Source organism: Streptomyces sp. NPDC006235, assembly GCF_040613735.1.
Classification (GTDB): Bacteria; Actinomycetota; Actinomycetes; order Streptomycetales; family Streptomycetaceae; genus Streptomyces.
The window spans coordinates 25,656-43,591 of the sequence record NZ_JBEXSR010000005.1 but is presented as its reverse complement, the minus strand read 5'-3'; the positions used below and the strand labels follow the sequence as shown (position 1 = coordinate 43,591).

Annotated in this window: 13 protein-coding genes; 9 read left to right on the top strand and 4 right to left on the bottom strand. The window is 68.9% G+C overall.

Going from position 1 to position 17,936, the window contains the following annotated elements; genetic code table 11:
- Nucleotides 1-6 precede the first annotated feature (6 nt).
- From ABZ192_RS07815 to ABZ192_RS07785, 7 genes are all read left to right on the top strand, one after another.
- A complete protein-coding gene (locus ABZ192_RS07815) occupies nucleotides 7-420 on the top strand; it encodes a response regulator (RefSeq protein ID WP_356923636.1) in 414 nt (137 codons plus the stop codon).
- Nucleotides 420-794, top strand: coding sequence for a response regulator (locus ABZ192_RS07810; RefSeq protein WP_142165764.1), 375 nt, complete (start codon nucleotides 420-422; stop codon nucleotides 792-794). The genes ABZ192_RS07815 and ABZ192_RS07810 overlap by 1 nt, the downstream gene beginning before the upstream one ends.
- Nucleotides 794-1,891 (top strand): HEAT repeat domain-containing protein, encoded by a 1,098-nt coding sequence (locus ABZ192_RS07805; RefSeq protein WP_356923635.1) that lies wholly within the window; start codon nucleotides 794-796, stop codon nucleotides 1,889-1,891. Before ABZ192_RS07810 ends, ABZ192_RS07805 begins: the two co-directional genes overlap by 1 nt.
- Before the next feature lie 2 nt (nucleotides 1,892-1,893).
- Nucleotides 1,894-3,375, top strand: coding sequence for a glycosyltransferase family 2 protein (locus ABZ192_RS07800; RefSeq protein ID WP_356923903.1), 1,482 nt, complete (start codon nucleotides 1,894-1,896; stop codon nucleotides 3,373-3,375).
- Nucleotides 3,372-5,471, top strand: coding sequence for an ATP-binding protein (locus tag ABZ192_RS07795; RefSeq protein WP_356923634.1), 2,100 nt, complete (start codon nucleotides 3,372-3,374; stop codon nucleotides 5,469-5,471). The genes ABZ192_RS07800 and ABZ192_RS07795 overlap by 4 nt, the downstream gene beginning before the upstream one ends.
- 363 nt (nucleotides 5,472-5,834) lie before the next feature.
- A complete protein-coding gene (locus ABZ192_RS07790) occupies nucleotides 5,835-8,615 on the top strand; it encodes a response regulator (protein ID WP_356923633.1) in 2,781 nt (926 codons plus the stop codon).
- 69 nt (nucleotides 8,616-8,684) lie between these two features.
- Nucleotides 8,685-10,223 carry a GGDEF domain-containing protein gene (locus ABZ192_RS07785; RefSeq protein ID WP_356923632.1) on the top strand — a complete coding sequence of 513 codons (1,539 nt, stop codon included), beginning with the start codon at nucleotides 8,685-8,687 and terminating at the stop codon, nucleotides 10,221-10,223.
- Between the two features lie 180 nt (nucleotides 10,224-10,403).
- Here ABZ192_RS07785 and ABZ192_RS07780 read toward each other — a convergent pair whose 3' ends face one another.
- Entirely contained in the window at nucleotides 10,404-11,858 is a 1,455-nt protein-coding gene (locus tag ABZ192_RS07780) for a non-reducing end alpha-L-arabinofuranosidase family hydrolase (RefSeq protein WP_356923631.1), read from the bottom strand.
- A gap of 364 nt (nucleotides 11,859-12,222) precedes the next feature.
- On the opposite strand from ABZ192_RS07780, the gene ABZ192_RS07775 reads away from it, so the two are divergent.
- Together ABZ192_RS07775 and ABZ192_RS07770 are read left to right on the top strand one after the other, a co-directional pair.
- Complete coding sequence (locus ABZ192_RS07775; RefSeq protein ID WP_356923630.1) at nucleotides 12,223-13,653, top strand: endo-1,4-beta-xylanase; 1,431 nt, start codon at nucleotides 12,223-12,225, stop codon at nucleotides 13,651-13,653.
- Nucleotides 13,654-13,684: 31 nt separating this feature from the next.
- Nucleotides 13,685-15,058, top strand: coding sequence for an RICIN domain-containing protein (locus ABZ192_RS07770; protein WP_356923629.1), 1,374 nt, complete (start codon nucleotides 13,685-13,687; stop codon nucleotides 15,056-15,058).
- Nucleotides 15,059-15,157: 99 nt separating this feature from the next.
- Here ABZ192_RS07770 and ABZ192_RS07765 read toward each other — a convergent pair whose 3' ends face one another.
- The 3 genes from ABZ192_RS07765 to ABZ192_RS07755 form a co-directional block, all read right to left on the bottom strand.
- A complete protein-coding gene (locus ABZ192_RS07765) occupies nucleotides 15,158-15,655 on the bottom strand; it encodes a Pycsar system effector family protein (protein WP_356923628.1) in 498 nt (165 codons plus the stop codon).
- 101 nt (nucleotides 15,656-15,756) lie between these two features.
- Nucleotides 15,757-17,532 (bottom strand): CATRA conflict system CASPASE/TPR repeat-associated protein, encoded by a 1,776-nt coding sequence (locus ABZ192_RS07760; RefSeq protein WP_356923627.1) that lies wholly within the window; start codon nucleotides 17,530-17,532, stop codon nucleotides 15,757-15,759.
- Nucleotides 17,501-17,863, bottom strand: coding sequence for a CATRA system-associated protein (locus ABZ192_RS07755; RefSeq protein ID WP_356923626.1), 363 nt, complete (start codon nucleotides 17,861-17,863; stop codon nucleotides 17,501-17,503). The genes ABZ192_RS07760 and ABZ192_RS07755 overlap by 32 nt, the downstream gene beginning before the upstream one ends.
- Nucleotides 17,864-17,936: the final 73 nt, after the last annotated feature.

Here is a 17,936-nt window from a genome sequence, read left to right as displayed (position 1 = left end):
GGCTTCGTGGACAGGACGGTGATGTTCCCACCGCGCGTGCTCGTGATCGAGGACGACCAGGATGTGAGCGCCTTGTTGGAGCGGCACTTCCGCGAGCGGGGATGCCCCGTGGCCGTCGCGTGCTCGGGGGAAGAGGGGCTCGGGCTCGCCTTCGCCGACCCTCCGGACATGGCGGTCGTCGACGTGCTGCTGCCCGGCATCGACGGACGGGAGGTCGTGCGCAGGTTGCGGGCGGACGAGCGGACGAGGAGATGCCGTCTGGTCGTCTGCTCGGTGCTCGACCCGCAAGATCTGAAAGGCCTCGCGGACGAGGTACTGGCCAAACCGTTCCGGCAGTCGGCCGTGGCACGGCTCGTGGACTCCTACCGAAGCTCCGTGGCCCAGGAGTCCCAGGAGTCCCAGGAGTCCCAGGAGGATTAATGGCTCATGTCCTGATAGCCGACGACGACGCGGACATCCGGGATCTGGTGGCGTTCAAGCTGACGCAGAGCGGTCACCAGGTCACGGCTGTGGAGGACGGAATGGCGGCGCTCCGGGCCGCGCGTGAGAACACGGTGGACCTGGCACTGCTCGACATACGGATGCCGGGCATGTCGGGTCTGGATGTGTGCCGGGAGCTGCGCGCGGCGGCCCGGACCGCGACGCTTCCCGTCATCATGATCACCGCCCGATCCCAGGAAGCGGACGTCGAGGTCGGCTTCGCGGCGGGAGCGGACGACTACATCATCAAGCCGTTCAGCCCGCGGGAGCTGTCCAGCAGGGTCACCGCGGTGCTCAACCGGGTGGAACGGTGATGGCCACCGGCCTCCTGAGCGGCGCGTTGCTGGGCCTGCTGGCCGTCGTCTCGGCGCTGGGCCTGCTGATCGTCGGCAACCGCCTCGTCCGTCGGCACCGACAGCGCAGACGCGAGCGGATCGCGGCACCGGTGCGAGGTCTCCTGATGCAGCTCCTGTGCGCGGAGGAGGACGAGCAGACCGAGCTGCTGCACCGGCTGGCGGAGACCGACAGACGGACCTGGGCCGCCCTGGAACCGACCCTGACGGCGCTGCTGGGCAAGGTCGCCGGCGGAGCGCGTACGGCGCTGGTCCGCCTGTACGAACTGCGCGGGGCCGCCGTGGGCGCCGTCGCCGACCTGTCGAGCCGCAGCGCGGTCCGGCGAGGGCGCGCCGCGCAGGTGCTCGGTCAACTGCGCCACCGTCCCGCCGCCCCGTCGCTGTGCCGTCTGCTGGCCGATCGCGACCCTGAGGTCCGCCTGGCCGCCGCACGCGCGCTGGGCCGGTGCGGGGGACCGGAGTCCGTTCCGTACCTCCTCGAGGCGCTCCACGGACCGCGAGCGGTACCGCCCGCCGTGGTCACCGGGGCACTGGTCTCCCTGGGACTGGATGCACAGCGGAGTGTCGCCGCGGGACTGGCACATCCGGAGCCGCTCGCCAGAGCCGTGAGCATCGAGGTCCTCGGCGCGACCGGCGCGGTCTCCCATACGTCCGAGATCGTCCGCGCACTGCGCGAGGACCCCCAGACCGAGGTACGCATCAAGGCGGCACGCGCGCTGGGCAGACTGGGTATGCCCGACGGCCTGGAGCCGCTGCTGGCGGCTGTCCGGCCCGGTCAGTCGGTCGCCCTGCGCATGGTGGGCGCCGGGGCCCTCGGCGCTCTGGGAGCCGTCGCCGCGACGGGCCCGCTGGCGGAGCTGCTCGGCGATCCGGACCCCCATGTGGCAGCCACCGCGGCTCGCGCGCTGCTGCAGCTCGGCCCGGAAGGGCAGGCCGCGCTGCACGCGGTGGCCGAGGACCGCTCCCGCCGCCAGGCCGCCGCCCAGGCCAGAGCCGTGCTCGCCGAATCGGCGGTCGGGGCCGCACGCCACGACGTCCGGGCGGAGGTGGCTCTGTGAGCATGGCGACCGGCGAACCGTGGGCGTCGCTGCTGGGCATGGCGCACACGGTGGTCACCGTGTGCGACAGCGTGGTGATCATGTACTTCGTGGCCATCAACACCAGTTATCTGGTGCTGATCCTCATCGCCCTCGGGGAGTTCGTCAGAACGCTGCGCCGGGCTCCCTTCGCGGGCCATCACGAGGCCGCCACCAGCCCCCTCACCCCACCCGTTTCGGTGATCATGCCCGCGTACAACGAAGCAGCCGGCATCGTCGAAGCGGTACGGGCCATGCTGCTGCTGCGCTACCCGGAGTTCGAGGTCGTCGTCGTCGACGACGGCTCCACCGACGGCACGCTGGACGCGCTGCGGGACGCCTTCGACCTCGCCGAGGTGGAGTACGTGGTGCCCGACGACGTCCCCGTACGCGGCAGGATCACCTCCGTCCACCTGCCCAGGGGCGGCCCCGTGCGCCTGGTGGTGGCCCGCAAGGACAACGGCGGCAAGGCCGACACGCTCAACGTCGGGATCAACCTGGCGCGCTATCCGCTGCTGTGCATGGTGGACGCCGACTCGCTCCTCGACTCCCAGGCACTGCTCGCGGTGGCCAAACCGTTCTGTGACGATCCGCTGCGGGTGATCGCCTCCGGCGGCGTCGTCGGCCTCGCCAACGGCTGCACTGTCGTCGCGGGGCGGGTGGTCGAGGCGCGTGTGCCCCCGGACGTGCTCGGACGCGTTCAGGTCGTCGAGTATCTTCGCGCCTTCCTGCTCGGCCGCACCGGATGGTCCAAGCTCGGCAGCCTGCTGGTCATCGCCGGGGCCTTCGGCCTCTTCCGCAAGGACGCGGTCGTGGCGGTCGGAGGGATGGACCCGGACTGTATCGGCGAGGACGCCGAACTGGTCATCCGCCTCCACCGGCACATGCGCGAGCAGGGCCGTGACTACCGCATCGTCTTCGTCGCCGAGCCGATCTCCTGGAGCGAGGCACCTTCGAAGCTGACGATCCTGGCCCGCCAGCGGCGGCGCTGGCACCGCGGCTTGACGGAGATCCTGCTCAAGCACCGCCGCATGATCGGTAACCCCCGATACGGCCGCATCGGACTGCTGGCACTGCCCTTCTACGTCGTCTTCGAACTGCTGGCGCCGCTGGTGGAGCTCGCGGGACTGGTGCTCGTACCCCTGGGCGTACTGATCGGCGCGGTGGACGTGGACTTCCTCTGGCGCTTCATGCTCGCCGCCTACGCCTACGCCATCGTCGTCAGCATGGTGTCGGTCGGTGTGGAGGAGTACGCCTTCCACCGGTTCACACGGTGGCGGGATGTCTGGGGCGCCGTCGTCGGGGTGGTCGTCGAGAACATCGGATACCGCCAGTTGACAGCGTGGTGGCGGCTGCGCGGCATGTGGGACGCGTTGCGCGGGTCTCCCCAGGTGTGGGGTGCGATGACCCGTGCGGGATTCGACTCTTCCGGTCAGGAGAGGGTGAGCGGAGGTGATCGCACATGAGCCGTGCTTCCAGGCAGGGCGGCGGCCGGGTGGCGCACCGGCTCGGCCTCGCGTTCGGCCTGCTGACCCTTCTGATCGCCCTGTGCGGAGCCGGTACGCTGATCGGCGCGCTGGTGCTGGACAGCCAGCGCCACCGGATCAGCGACCGCATCCACCCCGCCGAGATCGACAATCTGCGCCTGCTCAACGCGGGCATCAGCGTGCAGCGTTCGATGCGTGGCTATCTGGTCACGGGGGACCGGAGAGAGCTCGCCGCCTTCCATGCGGCCCGGGACAGCATCCCGTCGATCATCGACGGTGTCCGTGGGCACGCGGTCGCGGACGAAGGCGATCTCGCGAAGCAGCAGCGGCAGATCGAGGCGTACCTGCGCGTAGCCGACGACCAGGCGCGGACCACTCCAAGAAGCGCGCAGGCCCTCGCGCTCACCCGGGAGGCCAGCCGGCGGTTCGGCGCGTTCGAGGTGACCAACGCCCGTGTGAACGACCAGCTGAACGAAGAAGAGCAGCGCCTGGAGGGGCACGTCGACACGGTGACCCGGGTGGGCGTCGCCGGGTTCGGCGCGGCGCTGGTCGCGGCCCTCACCGTGGCCGTGTACACGTCGGTGCACGCCACGCGCGCCCTGACCGGGCCGCTGCGGAGAACCGCGTGGACGCTCGGCCGGCTCACCGCGGGAGACCGTGCGGCCCGGGCCGAGGTGACGGGGCCGGAGGAGATCAGGGCGGTGGCGCGGTCGGTCAACCTGCTTGCGGACGAGAGCGACCGGCTGCGGGCGGTCGAGCAGGAACGGGAGCGACTGTCGACGGCCGCGAGGGAGACCGGCATCCGTATCAGGGACCGCCTCGAGGTCGACTATGTCCTCGACGCGGCGTGCAACGGCATCGGCGAGACCCTGGCCGCCGACTACGTCTTCATCCTGCTCGCCGCCGACGGCGACTCCGGGTTTCCCGTGGCCCGGGTGTGGTCCGCGGAACGGGGCCTGCTGCCAGACGAGGAGCGCAGACGCATACCGACGCTCCCGGCGGACGTGGTCCGCGACCACTACCGGCGGGGAACGGCCTGGCTGGTCACCGACCTGCCCCAGTACGTGTCCGACACCAGACGGATGCCTGGGGCCCCCGGCTCCTTCGGGACGACCGGTATGCCGGCGGAGAACCGCGCTGCCGCGGCGGCGCTGGGCCTGTACTCGGCGGTGATCATCCCCATAGGGGTGGGGGAGGAACCGATCGGTGCCGTGTCCGTGGCCCGCACCAGCGCCGACCGCCCTTGGCGCCCGGTCGATGTCGAAATCGCCGAGTCCATGGCCGGCGGTGTCGGCCGGGCGCTGCACACGGCCCTTCTCTACGAGAAGGAGTCGGGCCTGGTGGACAAGCTGCGCGCCCTGGACAAGGCGAAGAGCGACTTCCTGTCCACCGTCTCCCATGAGCTGCGCACCCCGCTGACGAGCATCGTGGGATACATCGAGCTGCTGAAGGACGATGACACCGGTCCGCTCTCCCCGTCCCAGCTACGCATGCTGGACGTCGTCGACCGCAACGCCAACCGGTTGCGGACACTGATCGAGGACCTGCTCACGCTCTCCAGGATCGAGTCGGGAGCGTTCACCTCCCAGAAGGCGCCGATCGACCTGCGACGGCTGGTGGCCTCGGCGGTCGACGCGATCAAACCGGCCGCCGAGGCCGCCTCGGTCACACTGGAGACGCGGTGCCCCGAACAGCCGCTGGTGCTGGAGGCGGACGGCGAACAACTCGACCGGGTTCTGATGAACCTGCTGTCCAACGCGGTGAAGTTCACCCGCGGCGGCGGGAAAGTCAGTGTACGAGCCGGCACACAGGACGGGGAGGCGGTGCTGAGCGTGAGCGACACCGGCATCGGCATCCCCGCGGCCGAACAGGAGAAGCTCTTCCAGCGGTTCTTCCGCGCCTCGAACGCCACCGAGCAGGCCATCCCGGGTACGGGTCTGGGCCTGACCATCGTGCACACGATCGTGGCGAACCATGGCGGCCGGACGGAGGTACGCTCCGAAGAGGGCCGGGGTACCACGATCACTGCCTGGCTGCCGCTCACCGGTACGGACGGTGGCGCGGGCTCCGCCTGAACGGCGCCCGCGGTCTCCCGGTGCGCCGGCCCCGCCCCGACCGGACTTCGGGGTCCAGCCGTGCAGGAGCAGACCAGTCCTTGCGCGTTGAACTAAGGGACCGTCAGAACGGCGGCACGGGAAGCCATGCGCACGAGGGTCCCCGACAACCGGGGTACCCGAACGGCCATGGCCGACCACAATCCCGGGTGGGCGTCCGCTTCCTCGAATTGCGATCTTCAGTGGTTCATTCTTTGCTGGAAATGTCCGACGAGCGGATCGCTTGATCTCCGTCATCGCACGCAGCACCGAAACCGTCGCGACCGGTCTGTTCGGTGTCCCCGGCCCCGCCTTGTGGCCGTGCCTGACATGTGGAGGCGGACGATGGAACCGGAATCGACAGCCACGCCGAGGCAGTACGCGGCCGACGACGAGGAGCGGTTTCGGCTGCTGCTCAAGAACTCTCCGGACATGGTCTTCCGCCGCACGCTGGAGGGCGTCTACCAGGAGGTGTCCTCCGCAGGGGAGGCAATGCTGGGCCGCCCGGTCGAGGAGATCGTGGGGACGTCCGTGGAGTCCTGGGTGCATCCGGGCGATGTGGAGGAACTCGAGTGGGCGGAGCGGGATCTGCGCCGCGACGGCCGGGTGGCGGTGTGTCTGCGTGTGCGGCATGCCGACGGGCACTGGATGTGGACGGAGACGACGTCCTGGCTGGTGCGGGACCCAGCAGGGGAGCCGCTCGAAGTGCGGGGGTTCGTCCGCGGGGCGGAGGGCCAGCGGCGCAGGGAGGAAGCGCTGCGGCTGTTGCAGGATCAGGCACGTTCGGTCATCGAGACCGCCCGGGACGCCTTCGTCTCCATCGACGAGGACGGCCTGGTCATCGACTGGAACCTGAGCGCTGAGAGGCTGTTCGGGTTCAGCCACCACGAGGCGATGGGCCGCCCGCTGACGGAGACGATCATTCCTGAGCGGTACCACGCCGCGCACAGGGCCGGTCTGCAACGCGTGCTGGCAGGCGGGGAGACTCATGTACTGGGCGGTCAGGTCGAAGTCACCGCCCGTCATCACGACGGCCACGAGATCCCGGTCGAACTGGCGGTGTGGCGGCTGAAGTCGGCGAAGGCGCGCTGCTTCAACGCCTTCATCCGGGACATCAGCGAGCGCAAACAGGCCGAAGCCGCTCTGGCGGAGGCCCGCGACCAGGCGATCGCCGCGTCCCAGGCGAAGTCGCAGTTCGTCGCCTCCATGAGTCACGAGATCCGCACCCCCATGAACGGCGTCATCGGGCTGAGCGACCTGCTGCTGGGCACCGAACTGGATGCCGAGCAGCGACGTTACACCGAGGGCATTCAGGCCGCCGGCACGGCACTGCTGTCGCTGATCAACGACATCCTGGACTTCTCCAAGCTGGAGGCGGGCAAGCTCGAACTGGACGAGGTCGCCTTCAGCCCGCAGGTACTGGTGGAGGAGGTCGTCTCGCTGGTGGCGCAGACCGGGCAGGCGCAGGACCTGGAACTGCTCAGCGACTGCCATCCCGACCTGCCCGCGATGGTGCTCGGCGACGCCGGCCGATTGCGGCAGATTCTGCTCAACCTGGCATCCAACGCGGTGAAGTTCACCACATCCGGCGAGGTCGTGCTCCGTGCCCGCCCGGCCCCGTCCCGTCCCCCCGCGGAGCAGGCGCCGTGGCTGCGATTCGAGGTGGCCGACACAGGCATCGGTATCCCCGAGGCCGATCAGGCACGGATGTTCGACGCCTTCTCCCAGGCCGATGCCTCCACCACCCGCCGCTACGGAGGCACCGGTCTGGGCCTGGCCATCTGCCGCAGGCTCACCGAGGCCATGGGCGGCTCCATCGGCGTCAACAGCCGTCCCGGCCAGGGCAGCACCTTCTCCTTCGTGGTCCCGGTTCGCGCACCCGACGCCCCCGAACAACCCCCGGCCCCACCGCACCCCGACATCCTTCGGGGGCTGCGTGTCCTGGTCGTCGACGACAATGACACCAACCGGCTGATCCTCGACACGCAGCTGCGCAGATGGCACATCCAGCCGGCCATGGTCGCCGGAGGCCCCCAGGCACTGGTGGCCCTGCACGAGGCAGAGGCGGCTGGTCGTTCCTTCGACCTCGCCCTTGTCGACATGCACATGCCCGACATGGACGGCCTGGAACTCGCCCGCCGGATCACCACCGATCACAACTTCGCCCGCGTGCAAATGCTGCTGCTCACCTCGGGCCCCCCGCCGCCCGCCGCCGAGTTGCAGGCTGCCGGGATCGCCCAGAGCCTGTCCAAGCCCGTCCACCAGTCGCAGCTCCTGGATGCCCTGGTCGAACTGGCCACCCGGACAACGCCGGTGGCCAGAACGGCTCCTAAAGCGCAGGCTCCCGGCACGCCCCAGCCCGCCCACCGCGGCCATCTCCTGCTGGTCGAGGACAACGAGATCAACCAGATGGTCGCCCAGGGCATGCTCACCCGGCTCGGCTACAGCACGGACACCGCCGCCGACGGTGTCCAGGCCCTGCGCATGACCGAGGAACACAGTTATCAGGCCGTGCTCATGGACTGCCATATGCCCCGGATGGACGGCTACAGTGCCACCCGGGAACTGCGCCGCCGGGAACGGGAGCACGGCCGTCACCTACCGGTGATCGCCATGACCGCCAGCGCCCTCGCCGAGGACCGGGAACGGTGCCTGGCCGCGGGTATGGACGACTACGTCTCCAAACCCGTCAGCGCCGACGACCTGGAACAAGCCCTCGCGCACTGGGTCCGCCCTGCCGACCCACAGGCGGACAACGAGGACCTGCGCGCATCCATCGAGCGACGGCTGGACGAACTGCGCGGCGCCGGCACACCGGCCGAGCACGAACTGGTGGACAGGCTGGTGGACCACTTCCTCGTGCGGGCCCCCGAGATGACCAGCGCGCTCTTCCACGCGCTCGACCGCCACGACACGCAGGAGATCGCAGATCAGGCACACAGCCTCAGAGGCGCCGCCGGCAACATGGGCGCCGAGGGCCTCGCCGCCCGCTGCCAGGAGCTGGAAGGGCAGGCGCGTGCCGGACGCCCGGCCTCACTGGCCGAGACCGCTCCCCGCCTCCAGGACGAACTAGACCGCACCTGTCGCATTCTCGAGACGCTCCGCTCCCAAACTCCCGGCCAATGAACCTGGTTGAAGAGCCGCCCGCACACCGCCGCCCGGGCGCGTACGGGCCGGAGGAGGGAAGGAGAACCTGTGGGCAAGGGTCAAGTCCTGTCGCCCGCCCGCCGTGATGCGGCGGTCTGGGCGTATGCGGCGGCAGGGACCGCGATCATCGTCATGTATCTGGTCACTTCCTCCCCAGCGCGTTACATGCTGCCCGTGCTCGTAGCCGCCTCGGTCGTCTTCGCGATAGCAGTGGGGCTCGCCAGGAACAGGCCCCCATCGTTCGTTCCGTGGTGTCTCTTCGCGGCGGCCATGGCACCGTACACGGTGGCGGACGCGATCTGGGGCATGTACCAGGTCCGCGACGCAGACGTTCCGTTCCCGGGTGTGGCCGACATGCTGTACCTGGGCAGCTACCTGTTGTTCGCCGCGGGCCTGGTGACGTTGGCCCGGCAGCAAGCAGGCCGTCTGCACTGGGCGGGACTGCTGGACGCGGGAATCGTCACGCTGGGGTTCTGCATTCTGTCGTGGGCGTTCATCATCGCCCCCTACCTGCGCAGCGAGCTGTCCGCGTGGCCGCTCGCGGTGTCCATCGCCTATCCCGTCGCCGACCTGGTGCTGTTGTCCGTGGCCGCACGGCTGATGCTCACCACCGGCAAGCGCACTCCGTCGTTTCTTCTGTGCATCGGATGGCTGCTGGCCCTCCTCGCCGCCGACGGCCTCTACTACGGAACGATGGCGACGACCGGGACCGCGATCGCGGAGGACGTGTCCGAAGTGGGGTGGATGCTCTCGTCCCTCCTGCTGGGGGCTGCGGCGCTGCACCCGTCGGTCGGCCGTTCGGCACAACTGTCGGACGGTAAGGAGAGCATGCCCCGGAAACGACTGTCGATCCTGATCGCGCTCATCCTGATGGGGCCGTTGATCGTGGTGGCCAACGTCGGGGGTATTCGGTACCAGCCCGTGAACGTCACGGTGATCGTCGGCATGCTGGCGACCCTTTCGCTGCTGTTGGTGCTGCGCATCGCGTTCCTGGCCCAGTACGCACAGAGCAGGGCCACCGAAGCGCGGACGCAGGCCCACGACCTCGCGGCATCACTGCGAGAGCAGGAAGAGCTCCAGAAGCAGCTGAGCCATCAGGCGACCCACGACCCCTTGACGGGTCTGGCCAATCGAGCGCTGCTGGACGCGCGCCTGGAGTCCGTTCTCGGCCGGTGCTCTCTCTCTTCTCCCGCCGGACTGCTGATGCTCGATCTCGACGGCTTCAAGGAGGTCAACGACACGCTGGGGCACCCGTCCGGCGACGAACTGCTCATTGGCGTCGCACGGCGGCTGACAGGCAGGGTCCGCGAGCAGGACATCGTGGCCAGGCTCGGCGGGGACGAATTCGCACTGCTCGTGGAAGGCCTGGGCGCGAGCGCGCTGCACGACTACACCCTGCGGATCCTCGACTCCTTCAAGGACTCCTTCACCCTCCCCCATGGCCATTCGATTCACGTGACAACAAGCATCGGAGCACGGAGCATCACCAGGCCGACCACGCCGGCAGAAGCGCTGAGGGACGCTGACATCGCCCTGTACCGAGCCAAAACCGCAGGCAAGAACCAAGCCGCGTTCTCGGGCGTCTAGAAGAAGCCCAGCTTCTTCGGCGAGTAGCTCACCGGTAAGTTCCGGGTCGCGGATGTGCCGGCCAGGCCTCGCGCTCCGTCGCCGTATGGGAGCTGACGTGGTCGCGTGACGAGGGCGGGCTCGGCCTCCGCCGAGCCCGCCACGCCGGTTCCCTACCGGAACCGGACTCGTGTCACGCCGTCAGCGCCGCAGTGTCAGCAGACCCGGACGGTAGGGCCACTGGCTGTAGTCGCCGCCGATGTTGGGGTTGCGTCCCTGGTAGAGGAACTGCAGGTTGCAGGGATCGACGGTGAAGGTCTGATCGGCGCTGGTGCGGATCAGTTCGCCGTGGCTGATGTCGTTGGTCCAGGTGGCGCCGCTGTTGGCCTTGCCGGCGAAGGGATTGCTCTCGGTCGCGGCCTGGGGTGTCCATGAGCCGTTCAGGCTGGTGGCCGTGAACGAGCGGAAGTAGCGGCCCTGCGAGCCCCTCGCCTCGACGATCATGAGGTAGCGGTTCTGGCCCTGGAGCTTGTAGACCTGCGGGGCTTCGAACAGGTTGTCCGCCGTATCGCTCATGATCGTTGTGTAGCTCGAGCCGAAACTGCCCGGGAAGTTCCCGATCGGCATGCTGGCCCGGTAGATCTTGCCGTTGTCACCGGCGAAGAACAGATACATGTTCTGGCCGTCGGCGATGAGCGTCTGGTCGATGGGGCCGGTGCCGGAGCCGGTGATGCTTCCGGAGAAGAGCACCTTCTGTGCCGACCAGCCATTGGGGTTGGTGGGGTCGCTCGACGTGCGGTAGGAGAAGGCGCTCCCACCGCCCCACTGGTAAGCGAGCACCCAGATGTTCTTCGGCGCGAAGTAGAAGAGCGTGGGCGCGACGGTGGAAGCCGACATCTTGTTCTGGCCGGCCGAGGCCATCTCCGGCCAGTTGGTGAACAGGCCGAAGTTCATCGAACCCCAACCCTCTCCCGTGCCCGCGGTGCCGTGCGTCGTCGCGTAGACGAGATGCTTGCCGTTGTAGGGGGCGACGGTGAAGTCCTTGAGCGAGGCCCACCCGGCCCTGGGCTGCGCCAGCGCGCCCGTAGAAGTCCAGCGGTAGGTCGACGGAAGATCGCACGTGCCGGGAGTGCCGCTGCCGACCTTGACGAGCTGCCACTGCTGGTTGGTGCCGCCCCAGTCGTCGTACTGGACGATGTTCGCGTTGTCGGCGGTGGAGCCGCCTTGCACTTCGAGGGCCTTGCTGCTGTGGCGCGAGATGAGCCGCACGTAGCCGTCCGAGCTGTCGGCCAGCCGCCACTGCTGGTTGGTGGCGTTCTGGTCGGCCCACTGGACGATCGAGCCGCCGTTCGCGGTGGACCAGTTGTGGACGTCCAGCACCTTGCCCGAGTGGCGGGACTTGATGCGGTAGTAGCCGCCCCCGGAATCGACGAACTGCCACTGCTGCTGGCTCTGGTCGTTCCTCGTCCACTGGGTGATGCGGGCGCCGTCGCCGGTCGCCATGTTGTAGACGTCCAGGGCCTTGCCGCTGTTGCGGTTGACCAGCACGTACGAGGCGTTGGGGTCTACGGTCGCCGCGGCGGCGGGCTGGGCACCGAGGAAGGTGGCCACGAGCAGCAGAGGCGCGAGGACGGCGAGTAAGCGTCTCAGACGCATCAGGGGCACTCCTTTGGGGGCGGGGGGTGAGGGGACCCCGAGGACCATCTCGAAATGTTTCGAAGAATTCCCGGAAGCCGTGACGCCACAAGCTAGGAATGAGAGGCCCTTAGGTCAAGGCCTGTCGCCGAACTGTCTACAAACAGCGCTCCACTCGCCCTCGAATGTTTCGGGTGGGAAATCGAAACTTCTTCTGTGAGGAGTATTGACGATGCATCGTCAATCCCTCAATCATCCGGTCTGAGAAACCGGCCGTGGTTCGAGATATCGAACCACGTCGGCCCTGAGCAATCTGTGCTGCACGACAGGCGCCACTTCCCCCGTGCTCCAGTCCTTCCTTGATTTCTCCCTTGGAGGCACAGTCATGGGCTCGTATGCCCTTCCCAGACCCGCTGTCCGCCGGAAGATCCGCGGCCTGCTGCTGGCGCTGGTCGTCGGTGTCCTCGGTGTGGTCACCGCACTGGTCGCGCCGCCGCCCGCACACGCCGCCGAGAGCACGCTCGGTGCCGCGGCGGCGCAGAGCGGCCGCTACTTCGGCACCGCCATCGCCTCGGGCAGGCTGGGCGACTCGGCGTACACCTCGATCGCGAGCCGTGAGTTCAACTCGGTGACGGCCGAGAACGAGATGAAGATCGACGCCACCGAACCGCAGCCGGGCCGCTTCGACTTCTCCGCCGGTGACCGCGTCTACAACTGGGCGGTGCAGAACGGCAAGCAGGTGCGCGGCCACACCTTGGCCTGGCACTCCCAGCAGCCCGGCTGGATGCGCAGCCTCAGCGGCAACGCGCTGCGCCAGGCGATGATCAACCACATCAACGGCGTGATGGCCCACTACAAGGGCAAGATCACCCAGTGGGACGTCGTGAACGAGGCCTTCGAGGACGGCAGTTCGGGAGCCCGGCGCGACTCCAACCTTCAACGCACCGGCAACGACTGGATCGAGGTCGCCTTCCGCACCGCCCGCGCCGCCGACCCGGCCGCCAAGCTCTGCTACAACGACTACAACGTCGAGAACTGGACCTGGGCCAAGACCCAGGCCATGTACCGCATGGTCCGCGACTTCAAGCAGCGCGGCGTGCCGATCGACTGCGTCGGCTTCCAATCCCACTTCAACAACGACAGCCCGTACAACAGCAACTTCCGCACCACGCTGCAGAGCTTCGCCGCCCTCGGCGTCGACGTGGCCATCACCGAGCTCGACATCCAGGGCGCCTCGCCCACGACCTACGCCAACGTGACCAACGACTGCCTGGCCGTCCCGCGCTGCCTCGGCATCACCGTCTGGGGTGTACGCGACAGCGACTCCTGGCGACGGGAGCACACGCCGCTGCTGTTCCACGACAACGGCAGCAAGAAGCCCGCCTACACCGCCGTCCTCAACGCACTCAACGGCGGCTCCACCACGCCCCCTCCGGACGGCGGGCCGATCAAGGGCGTCGGCTCGGGCCGCTGCCTGGACGTGCCCGGCACCAGCACCACCGACGGCACCCAGCTCCAGCTGTGGGACTGCAACAACGGAACCAACCAGCAGTGGACGCACACCGCCGCCGGCGAGCTCAGGGTCTACGGCAACAAGTGCCTGGACGCCGCCGGCACCGGCAACGGCACCAAGGTCCAGATCTACAGCTGCTGGGGCGGCGACAACCAGAAATGGCGCCTCAACTCCGACGGATCCATCGTCGGCGTCCAGTCCGGCCTGTGCCTCGACGCCGTCGGAGCCGGCACCGCCAACGGCACCCTGATCCAGCTCTACTCCTGCTCGAACGGCAGCAACCAGCGCTGGACCCGCACCTGATGGGACCTGCCACAGACGAAAGGCTGAGTCGATGAAGACCTACGGTGCGGCTTCCCCCGCCCCTCCGCCCAGACAGCGCTGGTGGTCCCGGGTCGCCGCCGTGGTGGCCGCGACTCTCGCGGTCGGCATGCTGGCCGTGGTGAATCCGGCGCCCGCCGAGGCGGCGACGGTGGACCCCAATGCCTGGTACGTCCTGGTCAACCGCAACAGCGGCAAGGTGCTGGAGGTCTCCGGCGCGTCCACCGCCGACGGCGCGCGGATCAACCAGTGGACGCGCAACGACGGAACCCACCAGCAGTGGCAGTTCGTGGACTCCGGCGGCGGCTTCTACCGCCTCAAGGCCCGGCATTCGGGCAAGGTTCTGGACGTGGCCGGCGCCTCGACCGCGGACGGCGCCGCGATCCAGCAGTGGGCCGACCACAACGGGGCCAACCAGCAGTTCCGCCTGGCCGACTCCGACGCGGGCCACGTCCGGCTGGTCAACCGCACCAGCGGCAAGGCCGTGGAGGTGCAGGGCGCCTCCACCGCCGACGGCGGCAACGTCGTCCAGTACTCCGACTGGGGCGGCGCCAACCAGCAATGGCAGATGGTCAAGCTGTCGTCCGGTGGCGGTGGCGGCGGATGCGGCAGCGCCCCGACTCTGACGAGCGGCACGCACACGATTCAGAGCGGCGGCAAGAGCCGCAGCTTCATCCTGAGGGTTCCCGCCAACTACGACAACAGCCACCGCTACCGGCTGATCTTCGCGTTCCACTGGCGGGGCGGAACCGCCGGCGACGTCGCCTCGGGCGGCACGAGCGGCAGCGCCTGGTCCTACTACGGCCAACAGGAACAGTCGAACAACAGCGCCATCCTCGTCGCCCCCCAGGGCCTCGGCAACGGCTGGGCCAATTCGGGTGGTGAGGACGTCACCTTCGTCGACGACATGATCCGGCGCATCGAGAGCGGCCTCTGCGTCAACCCGGCACAGCGCTTCGCCACGGGATTCAGCTGGGGCGGCGGTATGAGCTACGCACTCGCATGCAGCCGGGCGAACGTCTTCCGGGCCGTGGCGGTCATCTCCGGCGCCCAGATCAGCGGGTGCAGCGGCGGCACCCAGCCCATCGCCTACTTCGGAATCCACGGCATCAGCGACAACGTCCTCAACATCGGGCAAGGACGGTCCCTGCGCGACAAGTTCGTCGCCAACAACGGCTGCGCTGCCCAAAGCCCGCGCGAGCCCGCCCCGGGCAGCCGAACGCACATCACCACCACCTACTCGGGCTGCCGTGCCGGATACCCGGTCCAATGGGCCGCGTTCGACGGAGGCCACATACCCGGTCCGGTCGACGGCTCCTCCGGCGAGAGCGGCGTCACCACCTGGACCAAGGCGGAGATCTGGAGGTTCTTCGCCCAGTTCCAGTGACACGCCCGCACGACGGAGTGGAGCCAGGATGGTCCTGGCTCCACTCCTGGCTCCCGGCAGGGCACGCTTCGACGTCGTGATGCCGTCCTGGCGATCAGCTCACGTCGCATCGCCGAGCACACTGAGGGCTGCGGTCAGGGCCACGGCCGCGAGGGCAAGCAGCAGCAGGATGGTACCGACACCGCTCCAGAAGTACTTTCGGCGGGCGACGTGCGCATTGGCCCAGATCTGTTCGGCGACGGCGGCGGTCAGTGTCCTATCGTCCACCAGGAGGCGTGAGAGCGCCTCGGTGTACCCGTCCTCAGGGGAACGGTAGGCGCGGGCCACGTGTTCGAAGAACAGCAGGTTGGGTGGTTGTCCGATGTTCTTCCTCCGCGGGCGCACGGCCATGCCGGTGGCCATCGCCGAGCCCGCGGTCAGCAGAGCGCACAGGGACGCGGCGAGGTCGAAGGGAAGGCTGCGAGCGGGCGCGGTGCTGACCAGGCTGTACAGGATGCCGCCGATGACTCCCGCCGCGGTGAGCGTCACCGCCGCCTTGGCTTCGGCATGCTTGATCCAGTCGGTGACGATCTGGAGCGTCCGCCAGGCGTTGTCCACCGCGGACGCTTGCGGCAGCGGAGTCCGCGGTACGGACGTCTGGGGACGTCGCGTTCTGCGCGCCATGTTGGTCCCTTCGTGCCTCGGTGATACGTCCGACATCAGGCGGGAAGCCACAGCCACGCGTGTGCCTTGTACTCCTTGAACTCGACCAGTACACGCCGGAACTCCTCCGGAGCCAGCCCCGGATGGCCTTCCCCGACGACGTACTCGTGGAGGGGTTCGGAGACCAAGGCGGCGTAGTCGACCTGCGGATTGTCCCGGAGAGCAGTGCGCAGCACCGCGCTGTCGAGCATGCGGCTGACCTTGACGATGGTGCTGCCCGAGTAGCCGACGGCGGCGATTCCGACCGGTCCTACGACGGTGGCGAGGCGCAGGCGCATCCGGTCGCGGAAGCGGCGGTTGTCGGCACCGAGTTGGTCCTGCCAGGAACGGAGTACGTGGGGCAGCGCCCGGTGCAGTTCCGCCCCGGCCGGGAGGAAGACGTTCATCCCGTCTCCCGTCCCTTGGTGGTCGGTTTCCTCCAGGGAGATGCCCAGCCCTCCGAGAACCTGCCGGACGAGAAGGGCGAGCCGGTCCTGAAGATCACTCTGGTCCAGGGAAGTACGGCGACTGTATCCCTCGATGTCCACGGCGAACCCCATGCGGAGTTCGACGGTCCCTGAGGCGCCGCCGACACAGGGGCGGGCAGAGCGGGGTCTGTCCGGCGTCGCCGACGAGCGGACGGAATCGCCGTCCGGCTGGGACGGTTCTGGTCGGGTGGCGCCGCCGGGCGGAGGGCCGGCCGCATCGGCTGCGGGGCCGAGCAGGCGGCGCAGATCCTCGGCGCGCAGCCGGGCGCTCGCCAGGTAGTCGGCGTCGTTGCCGAGTTGGCGGGGCAGCCACTCGGCGAGTTCCCGGTCGGTGGGGAAGAAGGCGACCTGGGCCTTGGTCATGTTGTCGACAGCCATGTGTACGGTCTGCAGCATGTCCCGTACATTGGCGTGGACCAGAGCCAGACGAACCTCGTCGTCGCGCAGCGCACCGAGTTCCGCGGGGGCGTCGGCTGGGAGTCGGCGAGACAACTCGGGCAGCCGATCGGTGCGTTCGACGACCTGCCGGATCAGCGTGCCGATCACATCTCCGTCGTCCCGCACCCGCGCCTGGTAACGCAGCTTCGCCGCGTGCAGGGAGTAGCGGCACAAGGGTGGCATGTCGGGCTGCCCCTGGCTCCACGTCCAGGCGCTGAGCTGTGCGTCCTGGTCCTGTGAGGCCAGTACGACGATGCGTCGTCGGGCCCCGCTGTCGTCCGGAGACAGCTCCCACACGGCGAAGCCCTGCTCGGTGGTCCAGCCCCGCTGCCACCAGTACGGAGCGTTGTCGCCGTCGGGAAGGGCCCGGCGGACCTCGGCTGCCGCGAGGTCGAGCGGCGGGACGTCCGTGCCTACGAACTTCGCCTGGTACACACGCGTCTCGCCCAGCACCGCTTCGGTGCCGTCGGCCGTCAGCCCGGCCCACCACCGGTCGAACTCCACCCAGCCGGGGGGCGACGCCGAGCCGATGCGCAGGCGCCTGGAGGTGGCCCCCAGCGGTGCGGCCAGCGCGACCGACAGGTTGACCACGTCGTGCTCGCGCCGCACGACCGCCTGGAAGTCTGCCGTGGGGTGCTCCTGGGCCGCCGCGGGCCTTCCCGGAACGAGGGACCCGGGGTCGGGCGGCAGCGTGGCCGGCAGGCCCGTGCCGGCGATCGGCTGGTCCATGCCGAGCTCGTCCCGGCAGCGCTCCCAGATGCGGCGGATCAGTTCGTACCCTTGTGCGGCCTGCGGTCCGTCAAGTGCTGTGTAGAGGTGGACGACGAGTTCCTGATCAATGGGAGTCCTGGCCGGGTCCGTCGTCATCGTCACCTCCCGGGGTGACGGTGCCGCCACCAGGCTTCGCATCCTGCGGCGGCGGGACGCCGAGCGAGTGGACCAGATGATTTGCCTGATCCCGGGTGTGGGGCGGGGCCGCAATCACCGGGTCGGCGCCGATCCTGGTGATCCGCACCGGCCCGGACAGCTCGAGCTCGGCGGTGACGGCGCGTACGCTGTCGCCGTCACCGGCCGCCAGGGCCTCGGCGAGTGCTTCGACAAGGGCCTGCACGCGGTCCCAACGCTGGGGTGCGAGCTGCCATTCGAGCAGGTCGCCGAGGACCTCGACCACGTCGGTCCGCGTCTCGTCGTCGATCATCTGCCGACCGGTCACCGATCCCCCTCGACCCCGTACGCTTCACTTAGCGTATCCGTCACGACACAGATCTATA